The sequence below is a fragment of the Streptomyces scabichelini genome (genome assembly GCF_011045015.1).
Taxonomy (GTDB): domain Bacteria; phylum Actinomycetota; class Actinomycetes; order Streptomycetales; family Streptomycetaceae; genus Streptomyces; species Streptomyces scabichelini.
Genome location: NZ_JAAKZY010000010.1, coordinates 40,557 through 58,349 on the forward strand (window position 1 = coordinate 40,557; position 17,793 = coordinate 58,349).

At 70.1% G+C, this 17,793-nt stretch carries 19 protein-coding genes; 8 read left to right on the forward strand and 11 right to left on the reverse strand.

From position 1 onward, the window contains the following. Nucleotides 1-153 precede the first annotated feature (153 nt). A complete protein-coding gene (locus tag G5C60_RS05235) occupies nucleotides 154-1,890 on the forward strand; it encodes an OpgC domain-containing protein (RefSeq protein WP_241266522.1) in 1,737 nt (578 codons plus the stop codon). 26 nt (nucleotides 1,891-1,916) lie between these two features. Here G5C60_RS05235 and G5C60_RS05240 read toward each other — a convergent pair whose 3' ends face one another. From G5C60_RS05240 to G5C60_RS05270, 7 genes are read right to left on the reverse strand one after another with little or no spacing between them, the layout of a single operon-like run. Then, complete coding sequence (locus G5C60_RS05240; protein ID WP_165254992.1) at nucleotides 1,917-2,324, reverse strand: DUF1257 domain-containing protein; 408 nt, start codon at nucleotides 2,322-2,324, stop codon at nucleotides 1,917-1,919. A gap of 15 nt (nucleotides 2,325-2,339) precedes the next feature. Further along, the gene (locus G5C60_RS05245; RefSeq protein ID WP_206439109.1) at nucleotides 2,340-3,914 is read right to left on the reverse strand and encodes an AAA family ATPase; all 1,575 of its coding nucleotides are present in this window, start codon (nucleotides 3,912-3,914) and stop codon (nucleotides 2,340-2,342) included. A 17-nt stretch (nucleotides 3,915-3,931) separates the two neighbouring features. Continuing rightward, nucleotides 3,932-4,567: a 4Fe-4S cluster-binding domain-containing protein gene (locus G5C60_RS05250; protein WP_165254993.1), complete on the reverse strand. Its 636-nt coding sequence runs from the start codon at nucleotides 4,565-4,567 to the stop codon at nucleotides 3,932-3,934. Then, nucleotides 4,564-4,776: a DUF2997 domain-containing protein gene (locus G5C60_RS05255; RefSeq protein WP_165254994.1), complete on the reverse strand. Its 213-nt coding sequence runs from the start codon at nucleotides 4,774-4,776 to the stop codon at nucleotides 4,564-4,566. Before G5C60_RS05255 ends, G5C60_RS05250 begins: the two co-directional genes overlap by 4 nt. Nucleotides 4,777-4,817: 41 nt before the next feature. Continuing rightward, on the reverse strand, nucleotides 4,818-6,449 hold the full coding sequence (locus G5C60_RS05260) for an Hsp70 family protein (RefSeq protein ID WP_165254995.1): 1,632 nt from the start codon (nucleotides 6,447-6,449) through the stop codon (nucleotides 4,818-4,820). Next, nucleotides 6,449-7,063 carry a nucleotide exchange factor GrpE gene (locus tag G5C60_RS05265; RefSeq protein WP_165254996.1) on the reverse strand — a complete coding sequence of 205 codons (615 nt, stop codon included), beginning with the start codon at nucleotides 7,061-7,063 and terminating at the stop codon, nucleotides 6,449-6,451. Before G5C60_RS05265 ends, G5C60_RS05260 begins: the two co-directional genes overlap by 1 nt. After that, on the reverse strand, nucleotides 7,060-9,033 hold the full coding sequence (locus G5C60_RS05270) for a WD40 repeat domain-containing protein (RefSeq protein ID WP_165254997.1): 1,974 nt from the start codon (nucleotides 9,031-9,033) through the stop codon (nucleotides 7,060-7,062). Before G5C60_RS05270 ends, G5C60_RS05265 begins: the two co-directional genes overlap by 4 nt. A gap of 376 nt (nucleotides 9,034-9,409) precedes the next feature. Here G5C60_RS05270 and pqqA point away from each other — a divergent pair, with 376 nt between their 5' ends. From pqqA to G5C60_RS05300, 6 genes are all read left to right on the forward strand, one after another. Continuing rightward, nucleotides 9,410-9,541 (forward strand): pyrroloquinoline quinone precursor peptide PqqA, encoded by a 132-nt coding sequence (gene pqqA / locus G5C60_RS05275; protein WP_165255075.1) that lies wholly within the window; start codon nucleotides 9,410-9,412, stop codon nucleotides 9,539-9,541. Nucleotides 9,542-9,551: 10 nt separating this feature from the next. Continuing rightward, on the forward strand, nucleotides 9,552-10,577 hold the full coding sequence (locus G5C60_RS05280; protein WP_165254998.1) for an MBL fold metallo-hydrolase: 1,026 nt from the start codon (nucleotides 9,552-9,554) through the stop codon (nucleotides 10,575-10,577). Further along, entirely contained in the window at nucleotides 10,574-11,302 is a 729-nt protein-coding gene (gene pqqC, locus G5C60_RS05285) for a pyrroloquinoline-quinone synthase PqqC (protein WP_165254999.1), read from the forward strand. Before G5C60_RS05280 ends, pqqC begins: the two co-directional genes overlap by 4 nt. Before the next feature lie 17 nt (nucleotides 11,303-11,319). Beyond that, nucleotides 11,320-11,601, forward strand: coding sequence for a pyrroloquinoline quinone biosynthesis peptide chaperone PqqD (pqqD, locus tag G5C60_RS05290; protein ID WP_241266523.1), 282 nt, complete (start codon nucleotides 11,320-11,322; stop codon nucleotides 11,599-11,601). Continuing rightward, nucleotides 11,598-12,749 carry a pyrroloquinoline quinone biosynthesis protein PqqE gene (gene pqqE, locus G5C60_RS05295; protein ID WP_165255001.1) on the forward strand — a complete coding sequence of 384 codons (1,152 nt, stop codon included), beginning with the start codon at nucleotides 11,598-11,600 and terminating at the stop codon, nucleotides 12,747-12,749. The genes pqqD and pqqE overlap by 4 nt, the downstream gene beginning before the upstream one ends. 121 nt (nucleotides 12,750-12,870) lie before the next feature. Further along, nucleotides 12,871-13,980 (forward strand): PQQ-dependent sugar dehydrogenase, encoded by a 1,110-nt coding sequence (locus G5C60_RS05300; protein WP_165255002.1) that lies wholly within the window; start codon nucleotides 12,871-12,873, stop codon nucleotides 13,978-13,980. Between the two features lie 94 nt (nucleotides 13,981-14,074). Here G5C60_RS05300 and G5C60_RS05305 read toward each other — a convergent pair whose 3' ends face one another. From G5C60_RS05305 to G5C60_RS05315, 3 genes are all read right to left on the reverse strand, one after another. Beyond that, nucleotides 14,075-15,028, reverse strand: coding sequence for an MvdC/MvdD family ATP grasp protein (locus tag G5C60_RS05305; RefSeq protein WP_165255003.1), 954 nt, complete (start codon nucleotides 15,026-15,028; stop codon nucleotides 14,075-14,077). A 13-nt stretch (nucleotides 15,029-15,041) separates the two neighbouring features. Further along, nucleotides 15,042-15,233, reverse strand: coding sequence for a putative ATP-grasp-modified RiPP (tgmA, locus tag G5C60_RS05310; protein ID WP_165255004.1), 192 nt, complete (start codon nucleotides 15,231-15,233; stop codon nucleotides 15,042-15,044). A gap of 278 nt (nucleotides 15,234-15,511) precedes the next feature. Further along, entirely contained in the window at nucleotides 15,512-16,072 is a 561-nt protein-coding gene (locus tag G5C60_RS05315; RefSeq protein WP_165255005.1) for a DinB family protein, read from the reverse strand. 239 nt (nucleotides 16,073-16,311) lie between these two features. Between G5C60_RS05315 and G5C60_RS05320 the strand changes: the two genes are divergently transcribed. Then, on the forward strand, nucleotides 16,312-16,515 hold the full coding sequence (locus G5C60_RS05320) for a cold-shock protein (protein ID WP_014670069.1): 204 nt from the start codon (nucleotides 16,312-16,314) through the stop codon (nucleotides 16,513-16,515). Between the two features lie 89 nt (nucleotides 16,516-16,604). On the opposite strand, the gene G5C60_RS05325 is transcribed toward G5C60_RS05320, so the two are convergent. After that, nucleotides 16,605-17,639, reverse strand: coding sequence for a cellulase family glycosylhydrolase (locus tag G5C60_RS05325; RefSeq protein ID WP_165255006.1), 1,035 nt, complete (start codon nucleotides 17,637-17,639; stop codon nucleotides 16,605-16,607). Nucleotides 17,640-17,793: the final 154 nt, after the last annotated feature.

Genomic DNA, 17,793 nt, shown 5'->3' on the forward strand with positions numbered 1-17,793 from the left:
CTCCGTGGCCCACGTGGGAGTGATCGCCTCATCACCCTCCGTTCAACTTTCCCCGTGCGCTCGGGACCCCTCCCCAGTCATCTGGGGGAGCATAAGGAACCCGTAAAGGGTCAAGAAGTCCTGTCCGTACGGCAGTTGGGGGAGTGAATCGGTATGAGTGGGTCCGAAGAGCCGTCGGGTGTCGGTGGGACGGGAGAGCCGTCGGGCGGACCGGAGTCCACGCCGCCGCCCTCCGAGTGGCTTACCTACCAGCTGCCGGAGGACGCGGAGTACCCGGAGGAGCCGGAGGACGCCGTGCCCGAGGACCCGTGGCGGGCCGCGGCAGCCGGGCTGTTCAACCTCTCCGGGCTCGGGCTCGGGTATGTGCTCCTGAAGCGCTGGCCGCTGGCCGCCCTGTGCTGGATCGCGACCGGCTGGCTGCTGGTGGCCGCGCTGCCCGCCGACCCGGACGGGGTGCCGGACGGGGCGGTGTGGGCGTACGGCCTCGTGCTGGTGCTCGCCGCGGCCCACGGGGCGTGGCTGGGGCGCCGTACGCGGCTGACGTTGCCGTGGCGGTCGACGGTCGCCGCCGGGCTCGGGCTCGTGCTGCTCGCCGTGCCGGCCGCCAGCGCGGTGGGGTACGAGGCGGCGCGGGAGGAGGCGTATCAGCAGATGCTTCTCGACCGGCTCGCCAAGACGGACCGGCTGGTCACGGCCGCCGCGCGGCGCGACGGCTTCGCCGAGGCCAAGGGGGACTACGAGCGGGCGCTGAGGGCCTACCGTGCGCTCGGCGACGACCATCCCGGCAGCCGGGCGGCGCAGCACATCCCCGACCGTCTCGACCGGTACTACGCCGCCGTGGCCGCGCCGTACCGCGAGAAGGAGTACTGCGAGGCCCTGGAACCGCTGCGGTATCTGTGGAAGCTGCCCGACACGATGGGCAAGCGGCTCGGCTCCCTCGCCGACTGGCCCGTCCGGCCCCTGGCCACCTCGCTCTACGAGTGCGGCATCACGAACCTCGGCTCCGACGCCGTGACCGAAGCGGACGCGAACGGCGGCGCACTCGCCGAACTCCTGCGTACGTTCCCCGACTCGGCGCAGGCCGCCAAGATCGGACCGGCCGTCAGCGCGGAGATCGCGAAGCAGTCCAAGGCTCTGAAGGGCCAGGCACCCTGCCCGGCCAGCGAGGAGTTGCAGCTCATCAGCAAGACCATGGTCGACCTGCCCGCGGGCAGCCCCGGGGACGGGCTGCGCACGGACGCCGTCAACGCGGTGGAGTCAGGCGCCTACGCCTGCGGGGTCGACGAGTTCAAGGACGACAAGTTCGGTGCGGCAGCCGAGACGCTGGGCGACTTCGCCGACAAGTACGAGGACAACAAGAACGCGAAGCGGGCCCGGCAGATCGCCATCGCCGCGGAGATCGCCGCCGAACGGCCCGAGGCGGGCCGGAAGCTGCCGCCGTCCCGTGGCCCGGGCGGCGCCAGGATGCCCATGGAGATCAGCAACGACGCCCCGACCGCGGTCGAGTTCCTCTACACCGGCCCGGTCACCGGCAGCATCTACCTCCCGGCCTGCGCCGACTGCACCGAGTACTCCAGCGAGTCCGAGGCCGCGAGTGCCGCCTGCTCGAACAGCGGCATCGACTACCCGACCAACTATCTCAACCTGCCCGCCGGCAACTACCACACCCTCGTCAAGTACGCCGACGAGTCCGACGAAGGTACGGAGGGCGTGGAGAACAGGGCCGACGGCATGCGGATCGATCCCGGCTACACGTACACCAACTGCACGTACGTCGTGAGCGAGAGCAGTTACCCGGGATACCCCGGCCTTCCGGGCCTTCCGGCCCTGCCTGAACTCCCGGAGATCGAGCCGATCGAGCCGATCAAGCCCCTTGAGCCGACCGTGTGACTCACTGGTCGAGCCGACCGTGTGACTCACTGGAACCGGCGCAGCACCATCCTGATGGTCCCGTCCCGCTCCGTCGTCTCCTCGGTCAGGTCGAAGCCCTGGGCCGCCAGGGTGCTGGAGGTGAGGTGGTAGGCGTGGCGGGCGGTCACCTTGCCCAGCCAGGTCTCGTCGTGCTTCCTGCGGTCGTACTCGCTGATCACGGCCAGGTAGTGGCCGTCCTCCTGGTGCAGGAAGCCGATGTCGTTCGAGGCCCGGCCGATGTGTGCGCGGCGGACGATGACATGGGCGCGGTCGGAACGCCGGTCGCCCTGGTAGCCGTACAGCGGCTGAGCTGCGTCGTGGACTTCCACGTCGTCGTAGCCGACGTCCGCGAGTGCGGCGCGCAGGGCGTCCGGGTCGGTGATCTGAGTGGTCATGGTGGTGAAGTGCGACATGGGAGCCTCCGGGTTTCAGGGACCGAGCGGTTCGAGGGGGACGACGAACTGGCGCTCCGCCTCGACCGCCTCGTCGAAGGACGCGGACTGGGCGCGGCCCTCCCGCATCCAGGCACGCAGCGCGCCGATGGTCTCGCGCTGGGACACCGACAGCGGGACCTGGCGGGCGAGCGCGGCGAGGATGTCGTCGGTGGTGAACTCGCGGTCCTGGTGGAAGCCGACGTACATCGCGTCCACGATCGTCTGCTCGATCTCGGCACCGACGTACCCCTCGGACTGTGCCGCCAGCCTCGCGATGTCGAAGTCGGCCGGCAGCCGGCGGCGCTTGCGCAGGTGCACCGAGAAGATCTCGGCGCGTTCCTCGGCGGTGGGCAGGTCGAGGAAGAAGATCTCGTCGAAGCGGCCCTTGCGGAGCACCTCGGGCGGCAGGCTGGAGACGTCGTTCGCGGTGCCGACCACGAAGCAGGGCGCTGTCTTCTCCTGCATCCAGGTCAGGATCGTGCCGAACACGCGGGTGCTGGTGCCCGAGTCGCCGCCGCCGTGGGCGAGGGCCTTCTCCATCTCGTCGATCCACACCACGCACGGCGCCACCGTCTCGGCCAGGCGCAGCGCCCGGCGGGTGCGCTCCTCCGCCTCGCCGACCAGCGAGCCGAACAGGGCGCCGACGTCGAGCCGCAGCAGCGGCAGCCGCCACAGCCCGCCGATCATCTTGGCGGTCAGGCTCTTGCCGGTGCCCGGGATGCCGATCAGCGCCATGCCCTTGGGCGAGGGCAGGCCGTAGTCGCGGGCCTCCTGGGTGAAGGCGCGCTCCCGCAGCCGCAGCCACTGCTTGAGTACGTCGAGACCGCCCACGTCGTCCGGGGTCTCGTGCACCGGATAGAACTCCAGCGCCTCGCTCTCCCGGATGACCTCCTTCTTCTCCCGTACGACCGCTTCGATGTGCCGGTCGTCCAGCGCGCCGTCGCGGACGATGGACTTGGCGTAGGCGCGACCGGCCTGCGCGGCCGTCATGCCAAGGGCCGCCTGGCCCAGCTTCTCCCGTCCGCCGGGCGTCAGATCGACCTTGATCCCGGGTGTCTTGGTGAGCCCGCTGAGCACGCCGTCGAGTTGCTCGCCGTCGGGCAGCGGGAGTTCCAGCACCTCCGTCTCGTTCTTGAGCTCCTCGGGGACCGTGCGGGTCGGCGAGATGACGACGATGGACTTACGGGTGAACTTCAGCCGCTGCGCCGTGTTGCGCAGCTTCCGCTTCACCTGGGGGTTGGACCAGCAGTCGTGGAAATCCTTCAGTACGAAGGTGATGTCGCCGTCCGCCTTCTCGATCTGCTCGATCACGGTCAGCGGATCCCGCGCGGAGGGCAGGTTGCCGGGCTTGCCGCTCAGCGCCTCGAATCCGTCGGCCAGATCCCAGGCGAGGCAGGGGCGCCGTCCGCGCTCGCAGACCTCGGCTATGGCCTGTAGCGCCCGTTCCTCTTCGAGGGTGACGACCACCACGAGGGTGTAGCGGGCCCGCAGGAACAGGTCGAGTTCCGCCTCGAAGGTCATCTGCTCTTCTGCGCCGGCGTTTTGACGGGCCTTTTTGTCAAAGCTCATGCGGCCGTTGTCGCTCTTCATTCGCCCACCTCGATGTCTACTGGCTGACGGTGCGGACCCGCGGGTGCCGGGGGAGGGGCGAGCGGGTCGATGCCGGTGAGGGTCAGGCGCCCGTCGGGGTGGATGACCACCTCCGCGTCCGGTACGGCGTCGAGATCGTGCAGCGCGTACCGGTCGCCGAACAGGTGCACCGTCTTGTTGGCGGAGCCCCGCAGGCCCCGGGCGATGCGCTGCCCGGACTCGTACCGCCCGGCGAGCAGCACGTCGACCGAGTCGCACAGGGCCGCCGCCTCCGGCATACGGGTCACCTCCGACCAGCGGTAGCCGGTGAACAGAACGGCCGACAGGGAGGTCTCGGCACGGATGCGTGCCAGCAGGCGCAGGACCGGCTCGCGCTGCTGAAGCGGCTCACCGCCGCTGATCGTCACTCCCTCGACACGGTCACCGAGGCGCACGATGCGCTCGAACAGTTCGTCCACGGTCGTCTCGCCGCCGCCCCGTTCATGGGTCTCGGGGTTGAAGCAGCCGGGGCAGCCGAGCGTGCAGCCCTGCACCCAGACCACGGCGCGGGTGCCCGGGCCGTTGGCGGCGCTGTACGGCTCGAAGCCGTGGAGGCGCAGCCCCCGCTGCGGCCCCCGCTGTGATCGGCTCACGAGCCCGGCCCGCGCCGCACTTGTTCGTCGACGCGCTGCTGGAGCACCGCCTGGGCCTCGGCGGTCAGCTCGCGTTCCACGACCTCGCCGCCGAGCGCCTTCTCCAGGTCCTCGGTGAGGTCGAGGCAGCCCGCTCCGGCCACCCCGCGCACCTCGATCCTGGTGGTGCCGTCCGGTGCGATGAACACCTCGACTTCCTGCAACTCCATATGCCCTCTCCCTCTCCCTCTGCCTCGCCCTGTCCCTGTCCCTACGTCAGCTTCACCACGGGGTAGTCGCGGTGGGTGACCCGCCCGCTGACCAGGTCGTGCGCGGTCAGCAGCAGCCGCTTGTTGGCATCGATGCCGAACTCCACGCGAAACCGCGCCTGCCCGGCGGACGCGGGCGGCTTGGCGTGCAGGAACATCGGGCTCTGTTCGTTGATCCAGAAGCGGTTGCGGATGTCGTCGTCCTCGGCCGAGATCTCCCGGACCCGCCAGGCGCCCGACGGGTCGCACACCAACTCGGTCTCGCCGGTGGAGCCGTCGTGCCGCCGGCCGGCGAGTTCGTAGATGGCGATGCCTAGGTCGCGCTGCCCGTCCTGGGTCGCGCGGACCGTCATGGTGTGGACCGGCTCGGTGGTGGGGTAGGCCGTACCGGCCTTGACGCAGGTGCGGTACTCGTACCGGCCGCTCTTCCGGTCGAACCAGCGCACCGCGTAGTCGTGCTGGATGTGGTCGTAGAAGTCCGTACCGGCCGCGAAGGCCGCGGCGCCACGCGCCACCGCGTCCAACGGCCGGTCGCTGAGGACCCGTTCACGGCCGAAGATGCGCTCAAGGGTCCGGCGTACGGACGGGATCAGGCTGCTGCCGCCGACCATCAGCACCGCGGCCAGATCGTCCTCGTCGTAGCCGCGGGTGGCCGCCGCCCGCAGCGCGCGGCGTACGACCCGGTCGATACGGGAGTACAGGTCCCGCCGGTCCAGCAGGTCCTCGAACGACACCACGCGCTCGCCGGGTGGCTCCGCGCCGCTGCGTATCAGGTCGATGCCGAGCACGGCCCCGGTGTCCGGGTTCATGACGCTGATCTCGGCCCGTTCGCGGCCCGGCTCCGACAGGGCCTCCTTGGCGCGCTCGCACTCCACCAGCAGGGCCCGGCTGAGCCGGCGTACGTCCTCGTCGCTGTCGCGGCGTCCGCAGCGGGCGAGGAGTTCCTCGTAGATCCACTGGTCGATGGTGGACCCGCCGATGTCGTCGCCCGCCTTGCCCAGGACCCGGCAGTACCGGCCGGAGCCCGCGCGGTCGTCCTCGTCCTGTACGCGCACCACGGCCGCCTGGACCGTGCCGCCGCCGAAGTCGAACATCAGGTAGGCGTGGCCGGGCCGGATGTGCGCGCCGTAGCCGAGCACCGCCGCCGACGGCTCGTCGATCAGCCTGAAGCGGGGCATGCCCGCCGTCTCGGCGGCCTCGGCGAGCCAGTCCTCGTAGTGCTCGAACGACTCGACCGGGGCGGTCAGGGCGATCTCCTCGCCCTCGGTGCCCGCCTCGACGGCGGCGAAGGCCAGGACCGTGGACAGGAAGTCGCGGCCGGCCTCGTCGTGCGACACCTTCCGCCCGCCCACGGCTATCTTCTGCGGGCTGCGGTTGGAGATGTAGCGCTTCATCCAGCGGAAGGTGCCCGCCGCGTGGTATTTGCCCGCCGACAGCACCTGGTCCCCGAGGAACTGCCGTCCGTCCTCGGCGTAGTGGATCACCGACGGCACGACGGGCACGCGGTGGGCGCCGTGTCCGAGCAGGCGTCCGTAGTCGGGGATGCCGACGGTCACGCCCTGGCCCGACGCCTCGTCCCAGACGGCCGCGACGGTGTTGCTCGTACCGAAGTCGACGCCCAGTCTGCCCGCCATCAGCGGACCTCCTTCTTGTGCGTCTCGTCCACTGGAGGGTTGTTCTCTGGGTGCGGGTTCGTTGTGGCTGGTCGCGCAGTTCCCCGCGCCCCTTCGGGGCGCTCAACACCAGCTTTGCGTATGGTGCGTCCGTCCAAGGACAAGCCCACCACCCGGATCAGCACCTGCTCTCCCGGCGCGGGCGTCGTCGCCGCGCTCAGCGGCTCGTGGCGGTTCGGGTCGAACGGCTGCGGTGCGCCCGCCTCACCGATGGTGTCGACGCCCACGTCCCGGAGCAGACGCAGCAGCCGGGTGCCGACCTCCACGACGTCAGCGGTACGCACCTGCGCGCTGCCCGAACGATGCAGATGAGCCTGTGTCGACAACTGCACCAGCGGCGAGCCGATCGTCGTCACCAGCTGTTCCAGGTCGGCGCGGGTCCGTTGCCTGGCGCCCTCTTCCGCGCCCTCGCGGGCCCGGGTGAGCTCGGCCCGCAGTCGCTCGACGGTTTTGTCGCGCTCGGCGATCTCCAGGCGGGCCTCTCTCAACTCACGCCGCAGCCGCAGAGTTTGATCCGCGTTTCCCGGCAGCAGCCTGCGCAGCGCCTGGGTGGCCCTGGCCATGATGGTGCTCATCGCCTCCCCTTCCGTTTGCCCTTGGGCCGGTGCGGACGCCGACGGGGCGCGTGGCCTTGTGGGGTCTCGTCGTCGGTGAGCTCGACATCGTGGGCCGCGGCCTGGTCGCCGTACGAGGCGTCGAGGAGTTCGACATCGTGCCGGTGGCGCCACCGTACGAGTGCGGAGATGAGGTCGAACCAGGCGCGTTCGGCGCTGGAGAGCTTGCCGGACGACTGCGCGAAGCTGCGTATCCCGGCGGGATCCAGCTCACCGAGGGGCGTACGGACCAGGGTGTCGAGCTTCGACAGCTTGCGGGTCCACCAGAGCATGCGCCCGTCGCTCGACCCGCTGGCCAGCAGTGTGCCGTCCGGGCTCACGGCCAGGCACTCGACAATGTTTCGGTGGCCCCGGAGTTCCCCCGCCGGGTCGCCGGAGGGCAGATGCCACAGCCGTACGACGCTGTCCTTGCCGGCACTTGCGAGCAGCTTGCCGTCCGGTGTCATGGCCAGCGCCCGGATGAGGTCGGTGTGCCCGGTGAGTACGCCCGCGGGCTCACCCGAGGGCAGGTGCCACAGCCGGACGGTGTGGTCGTAACCGCCGCTGGCCAGCAGCGAGCCGTCCGGGGTGATGGCCAGGGAGCCGACATGGTCGGTGTGGCCCTCCAGGGTGCGGATCGGCGCACCGTCGGGCAACCGCCACAGCCGCAGATTTCCCTTCTGGCCCCCGCTGACGAGCATCGTCCCGTCCGGGGTCACGGCCAGGCACGGGACCCAGAGCCCGTCTGCCCGGAGGGTGGTGGTCGGGGTCAGCCGGTCCGAGTTCAGGCGCCACAGCTGTACGTTCGGGCCGTAGCCGCCGCTGGCCAGGAGGTTGGCGTCCGGGGAGAGTGCGAGGGCGAGGAGATTGCTGCCGAGCACCCTGTTGCGCCTGGCCATGGTGTGGGAGTACTCACCGGCCGGCTCGCCCAAGGACTCCGTACGCCCGATGCGACTGGACACGGTCAGGTTCCAGAGCCTGATCCCTCCGCCCTGGTCTCCCGTGACCAGCAGCCTGCCGTCAGGCGTGGTCGCCATCGTCAGCACACGCTTCGCGTCGCCGCCCGCGAGCCGGCCCATGGGGGTTCCCGTGGGAACCCGCCACAGCTGGGTGTCTCCCCTGCTGCCACCGGTGAGTACCAGTTTCCCGTCGCGGGTCATGGTCAGGCACTGGACGTCGTGGGCCGCTTGGATGACCTGTGCCTGCTGCTCGCCGAACGGGCTCGAGGCGGGGAGTTCCACGGCGCAGGCGTCCCTCGCCAGCCGCACCAGTTCGGCGAGGGCTTCCCGGTCGCTGTGGGCCAGCTGCCAGAGCGCGGCCCCCGCCGTCCGTATGACCGGTGCCGCCCGCTCCACCGGGGCGTCGAGCGCCAGCCGCCACAGCTCCTCCCACCGCTGGGCGGCCGTCAGCGTCTGGACCGCCGCGTCCCACTCGATCTCGGACACCGGACCGGCTTGGCGCGTGGCCCCGTCGGCGACCACCCGTACCCACTCGAGGCGCCCTCCCGCGCGCGCCTTCTCGGCCAGTCGTCGGCGCAGCGCCTCCCCGGCCCCGGCATGGATGCCCCGCAGCAGGCTCCCGTCGAAGTCGAGGTCGGCGTAGCGGTCGAACTCGCCGGCCAGGAACAGCACCACGGCATGCCGACCGGGATCCGAGGGGCTCCGGCCCGTCTCCGCGAGCATTTCGGCGATGCGCGCGTCGCCGGTCGAGACCACCGCGTCCGCCGCGGCGTCGACCGCGTCCTGATCCTTGACGTTCCGGAGGGCACCGCGCGCGATCTCGCCCACGACCGGATCCGAGGAGTGCACGAACGCATCGGCGAGTACGGCCACCGCGTCGGCCGTGCCGAGCGCCGCCAGCTCCTCCGCCGCCCGGTGGCGCCGCCGCGCCCCGAACATCCTGGACGTGTCCCTGATCCCGGCAGCCAGCCGGTCCAGCCGGGGATCACTCATCCGGCCACCTCATCCGGCCACCTCATCCGGCCTCCTGGCCTCGCGTGTCTCGCAGACCAACGTGTCTGCCGCGCATTGTGGTGCGACTCCGCCGGGACCCCTCCCGAGCCGCTCTCCGCTGATGCACCGTCAGAGAGTGGCGGCCGTACGCCGATGTGAAGGTCGGGGACGCGGGCGGCCTGATTCCGTTCGCGTGATTGACCGGGTCTGGTCAGATCGCGATTCTGGAGCGGAGGACTGAACGCGAAGCACTCCTGTGAATGCCGCGTCCAGTCTGTTCTGGTATGCCAGTAATGATCTGTTCGATCCTGAACCCCCACGCAGGAAGGCAGGAACAGACATGCAGAAGATCCGGGAGACCCAGGAGATCCACGAGATTCGGGACGTCCAGGAGACGCCTGACGCGCCGGTGGTGACCGTCGCCGGCGAGACCGGCTGGCAGTCACCGGAGTACGAGGTCGTCGAGACCGCCCTCGAAGTGACGGCGTACGCGCTGGCCACGCGGTAACCCCGGCGTCGTGCTGCTGCAGGTGCTCGGCACCGCGGCCGGTGGCGGACTGCCCCAGTGGAACTGCGCGTGTCCCGGCTGTGCCGGGGCACGCGACCGTCCGGAGCGGCGTCGCCGCCACGCGTCCCTCGCCGTACGAGCGGACGCCGGCCGCTGGTACATCGTCAACGCCACCCCCGACATCGGGGACCAGATCGAGGACACCCACGCGCTGCACCCCGGCCCCGGCGCCCGGCAGACCCCGGTCGCGGGCGTCGTCCTCACCGACGCCGAACTCGACCACACCCTCGGCGTGGCGAGACTGCGGGAGGCGGACGCCGTGGAGCTGGTCTGCACCGCCCCGGTACGCGAGGCGCTGCTCGCCGGTCCGCGCCTCGGAGCCGTCCTCGGACCGTATACGGACCTGCTCTGGCGGGAGTTGGGCCCTGGCGGTCCCGACGGCCCTGGCGGCCCTGGTGGTCCCGACGGCCCGGACGGCCCGGACGGCCCGGACGGCCTCGGCGGTCCCGACGGCCTCGGCGGTCCCGACGGCCCTGGCGGCCCCGACGGCCTCGGCGGCCAAGACCCGCTGCCGCTCGGCTCGGAACTGGAAGCCACCGCCGTGCCCATCGCCGCCAAACGCCCCCGGTACGCGGCGGGAACGGGCGACGACGACCCGCACTGGGTGATCGCCCTCGTGCTCCGCGAACCCGCCACCGGGAAGTCCCTCCTCTACGCCCCCGCCCTCGCCGCCTGGCCGGACGCCCTGCAAGAGGCCGCCGAGGCAGCCGACTGCGTCATCGTCGACGGCACCTTCTGGGACGAGGACGAGCCCGTGCGCACCGGGATCTCCAGCAAGACCGCAAGCGGCATGGGCCATCTGCCGATCGAGGGGCCGGGCGGCACCGCACACCGTCTGACCGGACTGCGCGCCCGCTGCCTGTACACGCATCTGAACAACACCAACCCGCTGACCGACCCGGACGACGACCGGCACAAACAGCTGGCCGACCGGGGACTCGAGGTCGCCGTCGACGGAATGGTCATCGAGCTGTGACGACAACACCCGTACGGGACACCGACACCCAGCAAGGCCCTTGGAGCCGCCCGGAGTTCGAAGAGCGGCTCCGCGACGTCGCCACCACCCACTACCACGACCGCCACCCCTTCAACGTACGGATGCACGAGGGCACCCTGACCCCGGCCGAGCTGCGCCGCTGGATCACCAACCGCTTCCACTACCAGCGGCACATCCCCGTCAAGGACGCCCTGATTCTCGCCAAGTTCGAGGACCCGGCACTGCGCCGCATGTGGCTGCGCAGGATCGTCGACCACGACGGCGTACAGGAGGGCGAGGGCGGCATCGAGCGCTGGCTGCGGCTCGGCGAGGCTGCCGGACTCGACCGGGAACTGCTGTGGTCGGCCGAGGACGTACTGCCCGGGGTGCGGCTCGCGGTCGACGGCTACGTCAACTTCTGCCGGCTCAGGTCCCGGTTGGAGGCCGTCGCCGCCTCCCTCACCGAGCTGTCCGCCCCCGGCCTGATGCGCAGGCGCATCGCCGCCTTCGAACACCACTACCCGTGGATCGAGGCCGAAGGGCTCGCCTACTTCCGTACCCGCGTCGGACAGGGCAGCCGCGACAGTGCCGAGGCGCTCGACCTGGTCGTTCGGTGGGCGCGCAGCCGAGAGGAGCAGGAACGGGCCGTCGCCGCGCTCACCTTCAAGTGCGAGGTGCTGTGGTCGCTGCTCGACGCCGTCGACGCGGCAGGGGAGCGGCGGTGAAACCCATGGCGAAACCCATGGCGAAACCCATGAGGGAGGCGCCCCCGGACTGGAGCCCGGTGCTGAGCCGGTCCGTCACCCTCCGGCACGACCGGGTGCGCGGCACCGACCTGCTGCTCAGGCCGGAACGCGTCGTCGTGCTCCGAGGCGGCGCGGGCACCGTCCTGAGGCTCTGCGACGGCGAACGCACACTCGGGTCGATCGTCGCCGAACTGGCCGAGCGCTTCCCCGGCGCGCCCGTCGCCACCGAGGTCCCGGAGTTCCTGGGACGGCTGCGCGAGGAGGGCTGGGTCCGATGACCGGCTCACCCACGGCCCAGGTCGCCCCTCCCTGGGCGCTGCTCGCGGAACTCACCCACGGCTGCCCACTGCACTGCGCCTACTGCTCCAACCCGGTGGAACTGGTCCGCAGATCCGCCGAACTCGACACCGCCGAGTGGGCCGATGTCATGCGCCAGGCCGGGGAGTTGGGCGTCGTCCACACGCATCTCTCCGGCGGTGAACCGCTGTTGCGGCGCGACCTGCCCGAGATCGTCGCGGCGGCCGAAGCGGCAGACATCCACACCCAGCTCGTCACCAGTGGCGTCGGCCTGACCCGGGACCGGCTGACCGCCCTCACCGACCACGGGCTGCGTAGCGTCCAACTGTCCGTGCAGCACGCCGAAGCCGCCGCCTCCGACCGGATCGCCGGGCACCGCTCCTTCACCGCCAAGCGGAAGGCCGCGACCCTGGTCGGGGAGGCAGGACTGCCGCTCGGCCTGAACGTCGTACTCCACCGGGACAATCTGGACGCGCTCGACGCCCTCATCGACCTGGCCCTCGACTGGGGAGCCGAGCGGATCGAGCTGGCGAACACCCAGTTCTACGGCTGGGCGCTGGTCAACCGCGACCGGCTGCTGCCCGGCCGGGACCAGATCGAGCGGGCGCGGGCCGTCGTCGAGGCCCGGCGGGAGCGGCTGGCCGGAACCATGGACGTGGTGTGGGTGGTGCCCGACTACGTCGACGGGACCGCCAAGCCCTGCATGGGCGGCTGGGGCGCCGTCTCGCTGACCGTGGCCCCCGACGGCACGGTGCTGCCCTGCCCGGCCGCCGCCACACTGCCGGGGCTCGACGCCCCGAACGTCAGGGACCGTTCCCTGGAGTGGACCTGGCACCACTCGCCCGCGTTCAACCGCTACCGGGGCACCGACTGGATGACCGGCCCCTGCCGCTCCTGCCCTCAGCGGGACACCGATCTCGGCGGCTGCCGCTGCCAGGCGTACGCACTTACCGGTGACGCCTCCCGCACCGATCCGGTGTGCGGGCTGGCCCCCGATCACGGTCTGGTGAGGGCGCTTGTCGACACGCCGCGCCGCCCGGGAGTTCCGACGGCCCCACGTTCCTTTGCTCCAGCTCCACGTTCCTTTCCCCCGCGGGGCGTCACCCCGCGCGGCGATCGGCTCGGGTGACTCGTACCAGTGACTCGTACCAATGACCCGCACCAGTGACCCGTACCAGAGCACTTCCGACTTCCAATCCCCACTTGGAGGACCAATGCGACCGACCAGCAAGCGCAGGACCCGTAGACCGATGACCGCGGGCACGGCCCTGTCCCTGGCCGCCGGCCTGTTACTCGCCGGCCTCACCGGGCTCGGGTCGTCCGCCCAGGCCGACACCGCGACCACGGCTGCAAACCCCGCCGCCCCGGCCGCAGTTGACGGCGTACCGACATCCGTCAGCACCCTCACCACCGGCCTGACCGTCCCCTGGGGCGTCGGCTGGATGCCCGACGGCTCACACGCCCTGGTCACCGAGCGCGACGACTTCCGGGTCTGGAAAGTCGCCCCCGACGGCGCCAAGACCCAGGTCGGAACCGTCCCCGAAAGCCAGACCACCAACGGTGAGGGCGGACTCATGGGGGTCGCCGTCGACCCCGACTGGGCCACCAACCACCACGTGTACGTCATGCACACCGCCGCCGAAGGCAACCGCATCGCCCGCATGACGTACGACGGCACCTCGCTCAGCGGCTACAAGGTGATCCTCCAGGGCATCGCGAAGGCCCGGTACCACAACGGCGGACGGCTCGCCTTCGGCCCCGACGGCTATCTGTACGCGACGACCGGCGACGCCCAGAACACCGCCCTCGCCCAGGACCGCAACTCCCTCAACGGCAAGATCCTGCGCCTGACCACCTCCGGGAAGCCGGCCCCCGGAAACCCCTTCGGCAACCACGTCTACAGCCTCGGCCACCGCAATCCGCAGGGACTCGCCTTCGACCGCAACGGGCGGTTGTGGGAGGCCGAGTTCGGCAACACCCGGTTCGACGAACTGAACCTCATCAAGCCCGGCGCCAACTACGGCTGGCCCACCTGCGAGGGCACCTGCTCGGTCGCCGGGATGACCAATCCGAAGAAGACGTGGACCACCGGCGAGGCCTCGCCCAGCGCCATCGCCATCGCCGACAACGTCGTCTACATGGCCGCGCTGCGCGGGCAGCGCCTCTGGCGCATCCCCATCGAGGGCGACACGGAGAACGTGGGCACGGCGACGGCGTACTACGTCGGTACGTACGGACGGCTCCGTACGGTGGTCAAGGTGCCCGGCCGTGACCAGCTCTGGCTGACCACCACCAACGCCGACGCCAACGGAGGCCAGCCGGACGGCGCGGACCGCGTCCTGCGGGTGACTCTCGGCTAGGCGCTCCGCTGGAAATGCGGGTTCGAAACTGCGGGTGCGTCGTGGCTGGTCGCGCCCACGCGGCGGAGCCGCAAATTGACAGGGCCCCGCGCCCCTAACGGGGCGCGGTAACGCGGCGGTCCGTCTTGGGCTGTGACAGCCACAGGGCGACCGCCTCCGAGATCGGCTGTCCGGTCTCCAGTTCGACGAAGCCGAACTGGCCGCCCTGATTGCACTCCAGGAACCACCAGATGCCGTCCTCGTCCTCGGCGAAGTCGAAGGCGGCGTACGCCAGTCCGGCCAGGGCGACGTACTCGTGCACCGACGTGGCGATGCGCGAGGGCACCGAGACCGCCTCCCAGGCGTGCCCGGTGTCTCCGTAACGCCCGTCGACCTGGCCGGGCTCGGCCGTCTTCCGCGCGGCGAACAGCCGGGTGCCGACACAGGTCAGACGAATGTCGGCACGCTTGGGTATGTACCGCTGCAGCAGCGCGGGACCGGCTGCGACGGACGAGAAGTCCGCGTCGGATCCGATCAGGGTGGTCGGCAGGGCAAGCCCGGAGTCACCGGGCGGCGGTCCCGAGGCGGACTTCACCACCACGTGCCGGTGCTCCTCGGCGAACTGCTGTGCCAGGCGCGGGGCCGTGGTGAACACGGTCGGTGGTACGGCGAACCCGCTGAGGTGAGCGACCCTCGACTGCCATGGCTTCAGGCGGGCCCGGTCGGCGTTGTGCGGATGGTTCATCCATCGGGTCGAGGCGGAGTGGAGCATTCCGTACAGCGCCTGACGGGTCTCGGCGGTCAGCCACGGCGAGGGGTGTGCCGCGTGCGCGGCCGGTTCGCCGGGCCTGCGCATCCACACGGAGCGCAGGCCACGCATGCTGAGCACATGCCCGTTCACCGACAGGTGGCCGTCGAAGTCGCCGTGGGCGTATTCGACGGACAGCACGGCCTTGCCCGGCAGGTCGGCGGGGTCAAGGCGCATCACGGGTGTCCCCGTCTCGTGCAGCTTGCTCACCACCATGTCGGCGGTCACGTCCTCCTCGGACGTGAGGATCAGCACGGTCATCCGTTACGGGTCGTCAGTCGTCGAAGTGCGTCTGGGAACCGGCGGTGGACGTCGTCGTGCCGGCCGCCAGGAGGAGGGCCCGGTCACTGACGGCGGGGCGGCCGTCGGGAAGCACGTTCAGCTGGCGCGACGCGTCGAAGCGGTAGGGCGTCACCACGGTCGGAAGCCCTCTGGGAAGGGCGTAGTTGAGGGTGAACGGTCGCACTCGAAACCTCCAAGGTCGCGTGTTGCCTACATACGTCCTTACGTGGTCCTTGCGTAAGGAATTCATCACTTTCTGCCACATCGGGGTGAAGGTCATCACATTGCCTGCCCGCCTCCTTCATGCCTTCAGCATCAACTGCATCGCTTGTTCTCAAGTTCCCCACAAGCCACACAACGTATGGAGGATCACAACCGTCACAGGGCTGCCAAGGGTGACCGATTCCTTACTCACAGGAGATCCGTCAGGAGATCCGTCGGGAGATCCGTGCTGGGCCCTCGTTACTGGCCCACCCTCCCGTCGATGCACTCGCGCAACAGGTCGGCGTGCCCGCAGTGACGGGCGTACTCCTCGATCCTGTGGACCATCAGCTCCCGAACCGCGATCCCGTCCCTCCCCAGACGCTCGCTCAGATCCGGGTGCTCGGCCAGCGCGGCGTCGGTCGCGGCCTGCTCGCGCGCCAGAGCGGAGTACGCGGCGTCGACCTCGGCCTGCTCGGCGACAGCCGCGTCGAAGTCCGCGTCCCTCTCGCCGTACAGCTTCGGCAGCGGATCATCGTCGGTGATCCAGTTGCGCCAGTCCCGTTCCACCTCGGCGAGGTGCCGAAGCAGGCCGAGCAGCGACATCGTCGACGGCGGAACCGACCGACGGGCCAGTTGCTCCGCATCCAGGCCCTCGCACTTCATCCGCAGGGTCTTGCGGTAGTCGGTCAGGTAGTCCTGCAGCGTCGCAAGCTCGCCGTCCGGACCGGCTCCTTCGCTGTGGCGGGGGTCGTCGTCCGGGTCAACCCACATATCGGGGTAGATGGTTGACCGGGTCCACCGTGCGGGTTGATCAGTCATGCGTTCCATGCTTGTCCGTGAGAGCCCGGGCCTGCCACTGAGTTTCGCTGCCGTGCTGTCGGTAGCGGCTGACGGTGTGCCGGTATAGCGTGGTGACTCAGCAGTCGTGGTTCCGAAGTCCTGTTCGCCCGTGATCACGATCACGGGCGTTATTGCTGTTCAGCGCCTCTCCGGACCAGGGCGATCACCTCCCCGGGCGCGCAGGGCGCGGGCCCGGTTTTCCCTCGAAGGACACAGTCATGGCCAAAGGCACTGTCAAGTGGTTCAACAGCGAGAAGGGCTTCGGCTTCATTGAGCAGGAGGGTGGCGGCCCCGACGTCTTCGCCCACTACTCCAACATCGCCAGCCAGGGTTACCGCGAGCTGCAGGAGGGGCAGAAGGTCGAGTTCGACGTCACCCAGGGCCAGAAGGGCCCGCAGGCCGAGAACATCCGCCCCGCCTGATCCCGCAGTCTCAGTACGGATCCCGCAGTCTCAGTAAGCCGGAGCGCCCTCGTGGCTCAGCCACGAGGGCGCTCCTGGGTCATGCCGGGTTACTGCCTCCAGGCCCAGTGCAGGCGGTCAAGGCCGCTCTGGTTGTTCACCGTCAGGCTGAGGTTGGTGCCCGTTCCCTGGAGGGTGGTGAGGGAGTAGGTGTCTCCGTTGCGCAGGCCGGGCCAGTAGACCGAGCCCATGCCCAGTTCGCGGATGGTGTCGGTCGCCGCCTGGATGTAGGCGATCTCGCTGGAGCCCTTGATCGGCCCGTTGTAGTTCAGGCCGGAGGTCATGGTGGCGCCGAACTCATCGAGGATGGTGCGTGAGGCGCAGGTGCCGATGCGCTCCTTGAAGTCCTGCTTCCACTGGTCATAGCTGGTCCAGTCGGTGTGCCAGAAGCCGTAGTTGTGCAGGGCCAGCCGGGTGCCGTTCAGCCGGCTGTCGGCGCATACGGGCTTGACGTCCTCGCTGTACTTGACCCCTCCGATGAGGATCCGGTCGCGGGGCACGGCGCGGTGGGTGGTCACCCAGCGGGCGGCGATGTCGCGCCACTCCTGGGAGGTGTAGCCGAACGGCTCGTTCATCGGCTCGAAGTACACCCGGGAGTTGCGCACGTAGGAGGAGGTGATCCGCGCCCACATCTGGTCGTAGGCGGCCTGGCTGTCGATCTTGCCGTCCTTGGCGTTGTCCGCCTCCCAGTAGCCCAGGATGACCTTGAACCCCTTGGCGGTGGCGGCGTCGATCGCTCCCTTGTAGGACTTCCAGAAGGGGCCGTTGACGGAGGAGGGGTTGACCGGCAGCCGTACGGTGTTGGCGCCCACCTTGGCGAACCCGCCGACGATCGCCTTGGACTTGGCGTAGACGGTGGCGTAACTGTCGGAGGTGGACAGGCCCGAGGGCACGACCGCGTCGTCGGCGTAATTGTCGCGCGGGTCGGCCCAGTTGACGCCGTGGAAGTCGCTGACGGGCGGCACCGCCGCGTCGCCGGATGCGGGGGAGGCGGATGCGGGGGAGACGAGTGCTCCGCCGAATGCCGTGACGCAGGCCAGCAACGCACCGAGGCAAGCTGTCCGGCGATGGTTCTTTCGTGGCACGACGTCCCCTTCTGAGCAGTTGCGTGCGCGAAAACTCGCAGACACAGACTGGCGGCTCGATGGCTCCCGAAAACTAGAAGATGATCCGAACAGAGGTCAACACATCTGCACACAAAGTTTCATCCGGGGGTCTCAGTCCGTGACTGCGCCCCTT

What these genes read in the sequence shown, in the direction of transcription:
- G5C60_RS05235 (WP_241266522.1), top strand. Translation starts at nt 154, where the DNA reads ATGAGTGGGTCCGAAGAGCCGTCGGGTGTCGGTGGGACGGGAGAGCCG.
- G5C60_RS05240 (WP_165254992.1), bottom strand. Translation starts at nt 2,324, where the DNA reads ATGTCGCACTTCACCACCATGACCACTCAGATCACCGACCCGGACGCC.
- G5C60_RS05245 (WP_206439109.1), bottom strand. Translation starts at nt 3,914, where the DNA reads ATGAGCTTTGACAAAAAGGCCCGTCAAAACGCCGGCGCAGAAGAGCAG.
- G5C60_RS05255 (WP_165254994.1), bottom strand. Translation starts at nt 4,776, where the DNA reads ATGGAGTTGCAGGAAGTCGAGGTGTTCATCGCACCGGACGGCACCACC.
- G5C60_RS05260 (WP_165254995.1), bottom strand. Translation starts at nt 6,449, where the DNA reads ATGGCGGGCAGACTGGGCGTCGACTTCGGTACGAGCAACACCGTCGCG.
- G5C60_RS05265 (WP_165254996.1), bottom strand. Translation starts at nt 7,063, where the DNA reads ATGAGCACCATCATGGCCAGGGCCACCCAGGCGCTGCGCAGGCTGCTG.
- G5C60_RS05270 (WP_165254997.1), bottom strand. Translation starts at nt 9,033, where the DNA reads ATGAGTGATCCCCGGCTGGACCGGCTGGCTGCCGGGATCAGGGACACG.
- pqqD (WP_241266523.1), top strand. Translation starts at nt 11,320, where the DNA reads ATGGCGAAACCCATGAGGGAGGCGCCCCCGGACTGGAGCCCGGTGCTG.
- pqqE (WP_165255001.1), top strand. Translation starts at nt 11,598, where the DNA reads ATGACCGGCTCACCCACGGCCCAGGTCGCCCCTCCCTGGGCGCTGCTC.
- G5C60_RS05300 (WP_165255002.1), top strand. Translation starts at nt 12,871, where the DNA reads ATGACCGCGGGCACGGCCCTGTCCCTGGCCGCCGGCCTGTTACTCGCC.
- G5C60_RS05305 (WP_165255003.1), bottom strand. Translation starts at nt 15,028, where the DNA reads ATGACCGTGCTGATCCTCACGTCCGAGGAGGACGTGACCGCCGACATG.
- G5C60_RS05315 (WP_165255005.1), bottom strand. Translation starts at nt 16,072, where the DNA reads ATGACTGATCAACCCGCACGGTGGACCCGGTCAACCATCTACCCCGAT.
- G5C60_RS05320 (WP_014670069.1), top strand. Translation starts at nt 16,312, where the DNA reads ATGGCCAAAGGCACTGTCAAGTGGTTCAACAGCGAGAAGGGCTTCGGC.